The sequence below is a fragment of the Noviherbaspirillum sp. genome, assembly GCF_035627455.1.
GTDB lineage: Bacteria > Pseudomonadota > Gammaproteobacteria > Burkholderiales > Burkholderiaceae_D > Noviherbaspirillum.
The window spans coordinates 42,352-51,963 of sequence record NZ_DASPLS010000099.1 but is presented as its reverse complement, the minus strand read 5'-3'; the positions used below and the strand labels follow the sequence as shown (position 1 = coordinate 51,963).

6 protein-coding genes are annotated in these 9,612 nt (G+C 63.7%); 1 reads left to right on the top strand and 5 read right to left on the bottom strand.

From position 1 onward, the window contains the following. Positions 1-334: 334 nt before the first annotated feature. Positions 335-1,105, bottom strand: coding sequence for an SDR family oxidoreductase (locus tag VEC01_RS19180; RefSeq protein ID WP_324902521.1), 771 nt, complete (start codon positions 1,103-1,105; stop codon positions 335-337). 2 nt (positions 1,106-1,107) lie between these two features. Then, entirely contained in the window at positions 1,108-1,815 is a 708-nt protein-coding gene (locus tag VEC01_RS19175) for a histidine phosphatase family protein (protein ID WP_324902520.1), read from the bottom strand. Positions 1,816-1,925: 110 nt separating this feature from the next. On the opposite strand from VEC01_RS19175, the gene VEC01_RS19170 reads away from it, so the two are divergent. Then, positions 1,926-2,843 (top strand): LysR family transcriptional regulator, encoded by a 918-nt coding sequence (locus VEC01_RS19170; RefSeq protein WP_324902519.1) that lies wholly within the window; start codon positions 1,926-1,928, stop codon positions 2,841-2,843. Positions 2,844-2,874: 31 nt separating this feature from the next. On the opposite strand, the gene VEC01_RS19165 is transcribed toward VEC01_RS19170, so the two are convergent. The 3 genes from VEC01_RS19165 to VEC01_RS19155 all read right to left on the bottom strand — a co-directional run bounded on the left by VEC01_RS19165 (position 2,875) and on the right by VEC01_RS19155 (position 9,541). After that, entirely contained in the window at positions 2,875-4,452 is a 1,578-nt protein-coding gene (locus VEC01_RS19165; RefSeq protein WP_324902518.1) for a methyl-accepting chemotaxis protein, read from the bottom strand. A gap of 274 nt (positions 4,453-4,726) precedes the next feature. Then, positions 4,727-6,121 carry a class II fumarate hydratase gene (fumC, locus tag VEC01_RS19160; RefSeq protein ID WP_324902517.1) on the bottom strand — a complete coding sequence of 465 codons (1,395 nt, stop codon included), beginning with the start codon at positions 6,119-6,121 and terminating at the stop codon, positions 4,727-4,729. A gap of 114 nt (positions 6,122-6,235) precedes the next feature. Beyond that, entirely contained in the window at positions 6,236-9,541 is a 3,306-nt protein-coding gene (locus VEC01_RS19155; RefSeq protein ID WP_324902516.1) for an EAL domain-containing protein, read from the bottom strand. Between the last annotated feature and the right edge of the window lie 71 nt (positions 9,542-9,612).

Genomic DNA, 9,612 nt, shown 5'->3' with positions numbered 1-9,612 from the left:
ATTGCCGGCGGCGCGGTTCTTCTCGATCTCGCCGAAGAATTTCGCTTCGTTCGGGTAGATGTGCTCGTCCATGAAGGCGTTGAGGCGCTTCTGAAGGTCCTTGACTTTATCGCTGTACTGGAAGTCCATGTGTTACTCCATTGAAGAAGTGTGCGCTGCGCGCGGGGTTGTTAGGGGTTGGGGTTGCCTGGGGTGGAATTGCGATTCTCGTTCTGGCTGCGGGGAGCGGGTGGAACGCGCCTTTCCTGAAAGGTTGGGCAGGACGCGGATGGCGTCCTGCCTCCCTTTTCTTCGGTACTGCTATCGTCTCCAGCCACACTCACCTGCCAAAAAATCAGCCGAGCAGATAGCCGCCGTCGACGTTGATGCAGGTGCCTGTCGTATAGCTTGCCGCATTCGACGCCAGGTAGAGCACCGCGCCGGCCATCTCGTCGGGTTGCGCCACGCGCTGCATCGGCACATGCGGCATCAGGCGCTGCAGCACTGCCGGGTTCTGCACCAGCGCCGATGCGAACTTGGTGTCGGTCGCGCCCGGCAGCAATGCATTCACGCGCACGCCGGAGGAGGCGCACTCCTTCGCAAACGCATGGGTCATCGAAATGACCGCCGCCTTGGTGATCGAATAGATGCCCTGCATGTCGCCTGGAATGATGCCGTTGACGGAGGCAACGTTGATGATGCTGCCGCCGCCATTCTTCGCCATCAGCTTCGCACCATTGACGGAACTGAAGAAGTAGCCGCGGATATTCACATCCACCGTTTTCTGGAAAGAAGACAGGTCGGTGTCGACGATGGCGCCGAAGTACGGGTTGGTCGCCGCGTTATTGACGAGCACATCGAGCCGCCCGTGTCTTTTTTCGATCGATGCGAACAGCGCGTCGATCTGCGCCATTTCGCCGATATGGCAGGCCAGCGCCTCGGCGGAACCGCCTGCGTCGCGGATCGCGGCCACCACGGCTTCGCAGCCTTCCAGCTTGCGGCTGGACACGATCACATGCGCGCCGTACGCGGCGAGGGTCCTGGCAATGGCTTCGCCGATGCCGCGGCTGGCCCCGGTGACGAGGGCGATCTTCCCGGAAAGGTCGAACAGGTTAACGTTGGTCATGTTTAACGATAGGTGATGGTATGCGGTTTGCCCAGCCATTCCAGATGGGCATAGTTGTTGAGGTAGCTGAGCGTGATGCGGCCCGGCTGGTAGAACAGCTTGGTCATCGCGCAGTTGACCAGTGTCCAGTTCAGATCGGCCACCTGGCGGTCGGACAGCCCGAGCAGGTGCTGGCAGATAGTGGAAATCGTGCCGCCGGAGGTGAACACGACGATGTTCTGCGACTTGTCCGCGCTGTCGACCAGGCGCTGCAGCGCATCCACGCAGCGCCGCTGGAACAGCGGCCATGGCTCGCGGTAGTCGGCGTCATGCGCGCCGCTCATCCAGCGCGCCATCGCAGCCTGGAAAATCTCCTGGAACGCGTACTTCGCCCTCGGGCTGGAGGCAAGGAAGCGCTTCACCTCTGCCGGATCCTCGAAGTCCGGCCGGTGGCGCACCAGCACCTCGTGGTGGTCGTACTCGTCGAACCCGGGGTCGGTCGTCCACTCGGTGTCGATGCAGTCTGCCTTGGGCAGCACCCCGATGCAGACGTCGGCGGTCTGGCGGTGGCGCTTCAGGCTGCCGGTGACGACCCGATGGAATTTCTGGTGGGAATTGGCGAACCATTCCCCGAGGAGACGGGCCTGCTCCTGGCCGAGCTCCGAGAGCTGGTCATAATTGCTGCTGCCGAATGATGCCTGTCCGTGACGGACGAGGTAAATCTGTCCCATTTCGCCCCTGCTTCCCCTGTGCCTGCGCGGTCTGCGCCAGGTTGTGGAAAGCATATCGCCGGGTATAGAATCGATCAAATGAATAGTTGTTATCGAACTATATAAATTCCATGCATATCTCCCGGGTCGACCTGAATCTCTTCACCGTCTTCGATGCAATCTATACGGAAGGCAGCGTCACGCGCGCCAGCCAGAAGCTGAACCTGACGCAGCCGGCGATCAGCCACGCGCTGGGTCGGTTGCGCCAGATGTTCGACGATCCGCTGTTCGTGCGCCAGGGGCATGCGATGGTGTCCACGCCATTGGCGCGCAGCATCATCGAGCCGATCCGGCTTGCGCTGCGCGGGCTGGAAGTCACCCTCAACGGCGTGCATGCATTCGACCCGGCGACCAGTGAAAAGCGTTTCAACATTGCGCTGCGCGATGTGCTGGAAGCAACCATCCTGCCGCCGCTGATGCTGCGCGTGCGCAGGAACGCGCCGCTGGTCGACATCGCTGCCGGCCATGTCGACCGGCGCGACCTGCAGAGCGAAATGGCGAACGGTACGCTGGACGGGGCGATCGACGTGCTGCTGCCGCTTCCCAACGACGTCATGCGCACCCGGATCTACCAGGATGCGACGGTGGTGGTTGCGCGCCAGGGGCATCCCGCCATCGACGGCGGGATCGATATCGACACCTACCTGAAGCAGGATCACATTCTCGCGAGCTCGCGCCGGCGCGGGCTTGGCCTGGAGGATTTCGAACTGTCCCGCTTCGGGCTGGAGCGCCGCGTACGGCTGCGCTGCCAGCACTACTTCGCGGCCTGCCGCGTGGTCAGCGAAACCGACATGATCCTGACTATGCCGGGACGCTATGCGCAGATCGCCAACGAACAGTTCGGCAACCAGATCCTGCCCTTTCCGATGGAAATCCCCGCCTTCGACGTATTCCTGTACTGGCATGCAAATGTCGACAACGATCCGGCGAACCGCTGGTTCCGGGAGCAGGTGATGCAGGCGGTACGTGGCCGCGACGCGGCGGACTGATCGTCCTTAGCCGCTTGCCCCCGCTGCCTTCTCAGCGCGCAAGCTGCCTCGACGGGGACTGAACGGAAGTGGCAGACCGGTAGCCGACCCGGAATCCGCCCCAATGCTTGCCGTTCACATAGATGGGCGCCGACAGGTCGTGCATCACTTCGCCGGTGTCGCGCTTGTAAGTCTGCAGCAGGAAGGGCCGGGTGTTCGATCCGCAGCGCGAGCCGGTGCGGTCGCTGAAAATGCGCTTGGTGCGGTTGTTCACCAGGTCGGTTTCATAATCCCCGGTGAGGGGATGCGAGAACTTCCTGTTGTGCGTCGGCACATAGCCCTTGCTGTCGACCGTGATCGCGAATGCAAACTGCGGCATGCTCTGCAGGATCGCTTCCTGGATCGGCGGCAGCACGCGGTCGGTGAAGGTGTCGAAGGCGCTCTTGTGCTTTTGCGGGTTGGTGTCGGGGATCGGCTTGTAACGGCGATCGAACAGCGCCGCTTCCGTGATCTGGCCGGATGCGATGGCCTGCTCGAACAGCTTGCCCACCTCGCTCGCCGCACGCTGCGCGACCACACGGATTTCGTCGTGCGAGGTCTGCGCGTCGCTCGCCGTCAAGGCGTCGAACAGGCCCTCGGCGCGTTCGGACAGGATCATCGCCGACTGTGATGCCAGCGGCAATTCCTTCTCGGTCGCCAGCATGTCGTCGCGGATGCGCAGGATCGCCCGCGCGATGATGCCGGTGGTTTCAACGTGATGACCCGACGCGTCCGCAATCTCCTCGATTTCCCGTTGCGACGCCGCGGAGGATTGTTCGATGCTGCCGAGAATGGCATGCACCTTTTCCACGTTTTGCGCGGCTTCCGTCACCCTGCCTGTAAGCGCACTCATGCCGGCGCCCGCGCGTTCCGCTTCCTCGTTGATCTCGCGCACCATCACGCCGATGTCGTCGGTGGCTTCCTTCGTGCGTTGCGCCAGTTGCCGTACTTCCCCGGCGACCACCGCGAAGCCGCGGCCGTGCTCGCCGGCGCGCGCCGCTTCGATCGCGGCGTTCAGCGCCAGCAGATTGGTGCGCGCTGCGATTTCATTGATGACCTCGGTGATGCCGTGGATGCGGCGCGCCTTTTCCTGCAGCTCGCCCATCATGCCCGACGCGGTCTGCGCTTCGTCGCGCGCGCGGCTGATCTGGCGCAGGCCCTGGTCCACCTCGGTGCGCCCGGCCACGCTCTGCGCACGCACGTCGGCGGCGACCATCGACGCCCGCTTCGCGTTGGCGGCAATCTGCTCGGTGGCACTTGCCGTCTGCTGCGCGCCGCCGACGATGTCCTGCGTCGTCTGCAGGTCCTGGTCGATTTTTTTCTTGATGGAGTCGACGAAGTACGAGGTTTCCGCCGCGCCGATCATCAGGTGGTCGATGGCATCGCCGACCTTTTGTGCGAAGGCCGGGGGATCGTCGCCTCGCTTGCCCCGTCCCGCGTTCACAGCAAGAATCCCGGCGGCACAGGCAATGAAGGCTGCGATGAACGGATGCACCACAAGTCCGCCGAGCCACTGAAACGAGGCGATCGCGGCAGCCACGGCAGCTGCGAAGGCAAACAGGATCAGGTAACGAAGCAATGGACGCTGCATTTTTATCACGCTTTCTTTTAGGTCGGCAGGTCGACGAGCATGGGGCAGGCAGCAATACGGCGGCGCGGCCCGACGTGAGGCATGACACCAATCGGGTGCGGCCGCGCCTTGCAGGTATGGGGCAGGACGCGCGGGCCGTCACGACGCCCGGACTTGTTCTCCTGCAAACTGTTGGCCGCTTGCCAGGTTGAACAGGCCGGTGCGCCTGTCGCTCACATCATGCAACTGTTTGTTTACGGCACACTTACACCGGCGCTCAGAGGCACAGGGCGGCTCAGGCGGCGGGCCCGGTCATCTGTTCCGGACGGACCCAGCGTTCGAAATCTTCCGCGCTGACGTAACCGCTGTCCAGCGCAGCCTGCTTGAGGGTGGTTCCGTCGCGGTGCGCGCTCTTGGCAATCTGCGCCGCGCGGTCATAGCCGATATGCGGCGCCAGCGCGGTGACCAGCATCAGCGATCGTTCCATCAGTTCGCCGATACGCGCCCGATTCGGCTCGATGCCCTGCGCGCAGTGGCTGTCGAAGCTGCGCGTGCCGTCGGCGAGCAAGCGTACGCTTTGCAGGAAGTTGTGCACGATGAGCGGTTTGAATACGTTCAGCTCGAAGTTTCCCGATGCGCCACCGATATTCAGCGCGACGTCATTGCCGAATACCTGGCAGCAGAGCATGGTCATCGCTTCGCACTGGGTGGGATTGACCTTGCCGGGCATGATGGAACTGCCGGGTTCGTTTTCCGGGATCGTGATCTCGCCCAGGCCCGAGCGCGGTCCGGATGCGAGCCAGCGTATGTCATTGGCGATTTTCATCAGTGCCGCGGCCACCGTCTTGAGCGTGCCGTGGGCGGCGACCATTGCGTCATGGGCCGCGAGCGCAGCAAACTTGTTGCCGGCACTGCGGAAAGGCAAGCCGATACGGCTTTCAAGTTCCGCGCAGACACGCTCGCCGAAGGCCGGGTGGGTATTCAATCCCGTGCCGACCGCCGTGCCGCCTACGGCAAGGTCGTATAACGCGGGCAGCACGCACTGCACGCAGAAGCGCGCATGGTCGAGCTGGGCGGTGTAGCCGGAGAATTCCTGGCCGAGCGTCAGCGGCGTCGCATCCTGCAGATGAGTGCGCCCGATCTTGACGATAGCGGCGAACGCGGCCGATTTCTGCCCCAGCGTCGCCCGCAATGCATGCAGTGCGGGCATCAGGCTGTTGGTGACCGCGGTGGCGGCGGCAACATGCATCGCCGTGGGGAAAATATCGTTGGACGACTGGCCGAGGTTGACGTCGTCGTTCGGGTGCACCAGCCGCCCGTCCCCGCGCGGCCCGCCCAGCAGTTCGGAGGCGCGGTTGGCGAGCACCTCGTTCATGTTCATGTTGGTTTGCGTACCGGATCCGGTCTGCCACACCGACAGCGGAAACTCTTCCGGATGCTGTCCGTCGATCACCTCATCGGCCGCGCGGATGATCGCATCCGCCTTTGCCCGTTCGAGGCGGCCGAGATCGAGGTTGACTTTGGCGCAGGCCCGCTTGACCTGCGCGAGCGCATGGATCAGTTCCGGCGGCATGCGCTCGGCGGAAATACGGAAATACTCGAGCGAGCGCTGGGTCTGCGCACCCCACAAGCGCTGCGCCGGGACGTCGATCGGACCGAAGGTATCGCGCTCTTTTCTGCTTGAACTCATTTGCGGCTCCCGTGTGGCACCTTTGCGGTTCGATCAGGGAAGCGAGCCGGCGTTCCTGCGCTCGCATGCACGCGGCGATATCCATGCCTCTTGGCAAGCTGAACAGGAAGTGCGTCAGCTTGCGCTGATGGCGGCGGTTGCCTGCAATGCCGGCGATACATGGCGGCTGCGCCTGATTCCTCCTGCGCGCATCATCCAGTAATGGCGGAAAGCATCCCTGATGCCTTCCTTGATCGCCGCATCGTCCCAGGGACGGGTGTAGAAGCGGTAGATCTCGCCATGGTTGACCGCGTCGACAACCGAGTCGACCGGCGTTTGCGCCGCCAGCAAGACGCGCACCGTGTCCGGATACAGGGTCTTGACCCGGCTCAGCAATTCATTGCCCGGCAGATCCGGCATGCCCTGCTCGCACAGCACGACCTGGATCGGATGACGAGCCAGCACGTCGAACGCATCCTGCGCGCTCAACGCCGCATACACCTGATAGCCGTCCTGGCGCAGCAGGCGCTTGAGCGCCGACGTCGTGCCCATTTCATGGTCGACGATCAGCAGCGACTGCCCGGGGCCGTCGGCACTGCCGAACGGCAGCAGCAGCTGGGTGCCGTCGCGCAGCAGCTGCCCGCATTCGGCGGCAGGCAGCGGGCGGCTGAAATAGTAGCCCTGCATGAAGTCGCAGCCGTGACGCTGCAGGTAGCCGAGCTGCGCCTCGGTCTCTACGCCTTCCGCGATCACGCGCAGGCGCAGGCTGTGCGCAAGCGATATGATCGACAGCACGATTGCGGCATCGTCAGGATCGGAGGTGATGTCGCGTACGAAAGACTGGTCGATCTTCAGCAGGTCGATCGGGAAACGCTTGAGGTAGGACAAGCTGGAATAACCGGTACCGAAATCGTCGATCGACAGATGCACGCCCATGGACTTGAGGCGGCGCAGGATGTCGACCGCGTGCTCGACATCGTTCATCATCATGCTTTCGGTCAGCTCCAGTTCGAGCAGATGCGGCGCGATTCCGGTTTCCTCCAGCACGGAAGCGATCGTGGACAACAGGTCCTGCTGGTAGAACTGGCGCGCCGACAGGTTCACCGCCACGCGCACCGCGCCCAGGCCGGCCCGCTGCCATGCCACGCTTTGCCGGCAGGCGGTGCGCAGCACCCAGGCGCCGATCGGCACGATCAATCCCATCTCTTCGGCCAGGCTGATGAAGCGCGCCGGCGAGACCATGCCGAGCACCGGATGGTTCCAGCGGATCAGCGCTTCGGCGGCAATGATGCGCCCTGTCCCCAGCTCGGCCTGCGGCTGATAATGCAGTACGAATTCCTCGCGCTCGAGCGCGCTGCGCAGATCCCCCTCCAGCCGCAGGCGCTCCATTGCGCTTTCGTTCATGCTCGACGTATAGAACTGGAAATTGTTGCGCCCCAGCTCCTTGGCGCGATACATCGCGATTCCCGCATGCTTGATCAGCTGGTCGGCATCAACGCCGTCCGTCGGACAGACAGCGATGCCGATGCAGCATCCCATCACGAATTCATGGCCCTCGATCACGATCGGCTCGGCCACCGCGTCCATGATGCGCTGGACCACGGCCGGCGACAGGCCGCCTTCCGCGCGCTCGGGCTGGATGATCACGAATTCATCGGCGCTCAGGCGGGCAATCGTGTCCGCATCGCGCAGCGCGCGGCGCAGGCGGTCGGCGACGATCTTGAGCAGCTGGTCGCCGGCGCGATGGCCGAGAGTGTCGTTGACGAACTTGAAGCGGTCCAGGTTCATGAACATCACCCACACAGGGTGGCCATAGCGCCCGGCATAGGCGCTCGCCTGGCGCAAGCGGTCATGCAGCAGGTTGCGGTTCGCCAGTCCGGTGAGGGTGTCGCGGTTGGCCTGGAATTCGAGCTCCGCCTGGTAACGCTTGGTGGCGGTAATGTCATACAGCGCCACGACGAAATGGTTGACCTCGCCCGTGTCGTCGCGCACCGGGGCGAGATAGGTGTCGCTCCAGAACATGCTGCCGTCCTTGCCATAGCCGCGCAGCACCGCATGGCCTTCGCGCTTGTCCCTCAAGGCGGCAAGCAGTTCCTCGATCTCCGGCTGGTCCCGGTCCTCGGCCCAGAGCAGGCTGCAGCTGCGGCCAAGCACTTCGGACGCACTGTAGCCGGTAATGCGCTCGAAAGCCGGGTTGACGTATTCGATCGGGTAGCGCGGCGCGAGCGCGCTCGTGATGATGACGGCATTCGCACTGGCGTCGATCGCGCGCTGGCGCAGCTGCAGCCCCTCTTCTGCGCGCCTGCGCGCGGCGATATCCTCCCGCAGCATGTCGTTCGCAAGCCGCAGCTCCGCGGTGCGCTGCTCGACCAGCTTGTGCACGCGGCGGGAACGCGAAGACAGCACCTGCGCAACAGCGGCAAGCAGCAGGCTGACCAGGCAACCGGCGAACAGGCCGTAGAGCGAATCGGTATGGCGCTCCGTGAAAAAGGCAGGCGGGGCCGAAATCACGATCCGCCAGGTCCGCCCGGCCACGTCGAAGTCCTGCACCAGGCGCTCGGGCTGGTCATGGAAAAGCCAGCGCGGCAGGAAGGATGCCGGCTCGTCCTGAACGGCCCGGGGTCCTTTGCGGAACGCCAGCGCCTCGTCGCTGAAGGTGGCGTCCGCATAGACGCTGATCGCCAGCCCCGGATCATCGAGCAGCCCGTTGGTGGCGAGGATCTTCCCGATCAGGTCATTGGCGTTGAACACCGCTGCGGTATCGCCGATGGCGGCGCGTCGCCGTGCCTCGACGGAATCGAGGGCGACACCGTGCCGATAGACCGGCAGCACGACCAGGAATCCGCGCAGGCCGCCGCCTTGGGCCAGGGTGAGCAAGCCGGTCGAGGTAACCTTGCCGCTGTCGATCGCGCGGCCGACCGCGTCGAGCAGCTGCAGGTTGGGAGACACGTCCAGTCCGAACGCGACTTCGTTTCCGCGCAAGGGTTCAAGGTATTCGACGACCAGATGGCGCTCGCGCGGCTGCGCCGGAACGGGCTTGCCGTCCTTGAGCTGGGTCAGCGCGAATTCCGGGAACTGCTTGCGCATTTGCGCTTCGTATTCTTGCCGTTCGCTGCCGGGAACAAAGCGATGCAGGTTGAAGGCCTGTACATAGGGATGGCGTTCCAGTAACGGGCTGGTAAAGATCCGGAACTGCTCCCGGCTGACCGGCTCGAAGGTCGCAAACAGCTGGTTCAGGACCTTCAGCACCTGTACGGTGTCTTCAAGTTGCTGCCGGACGGCGACAACGGGACGGTTGGCGCGTTGCTGGAAATCGAGGTTGACCTTGTCGTTCTCGAGGCGGCGCAGGCCGACGAACAGCGCAGTCGTGCTCACGAGACCGATGACCAGCGCCAGGACAGCAGCTGCAGACAGCTTGAAAGGAAGACGGCCTCTTGGCATACGACTCCGGCAACACTTTATTGAAATGCCCGCGCGACGCGGAAGTGCGCATAGCTTAGCCGATTTATTTC

Coding starts and splice junctions, on each gene's coding strand:
- VEC01_RS19180 (WP_324902521.1), bottom strand. CDS start 1,105: ATGACCAACGTTAACCTGTTCGACCTTTCCGGGAAGATCGCCCTCGTC.
- VEC01_RS19165 (WP_324902518.1), bottom strand. CDS start 4,452: ATGCAGCGTCCATTGCTTCGTTACCTGATCCTGTTTGCCTTCGCAGCT.
- fumC (WP_324902517.1), bottom strand. CDS start 6,121: ATGAGTTCAAGCAGAAAAGAGCGCGATACCTTCGGTCCGATCGACGTC.
- VEC01_RS19175 (WP_324902520.1), bottom strand. CDS start 1,815: ATGGGACAGATTTACCTCGTCCGTCACGGACAGGCATCATTCGGCAGC.
- VEC01_RS19170 (WP_324902519.1), top strand. CDS start 1,926: ATGCATATCTCCCGGGTCGACCTGAATCTCTTCACCGTCTTCGATGCA.
- VEC01_RS19155 (WP_324902516.1), bottom strand. CDS start 9,541: ATGCCAAGAGGCCGTCTTCCTTTCAAGCTGTCTGCAGCTGCTGTCCTG.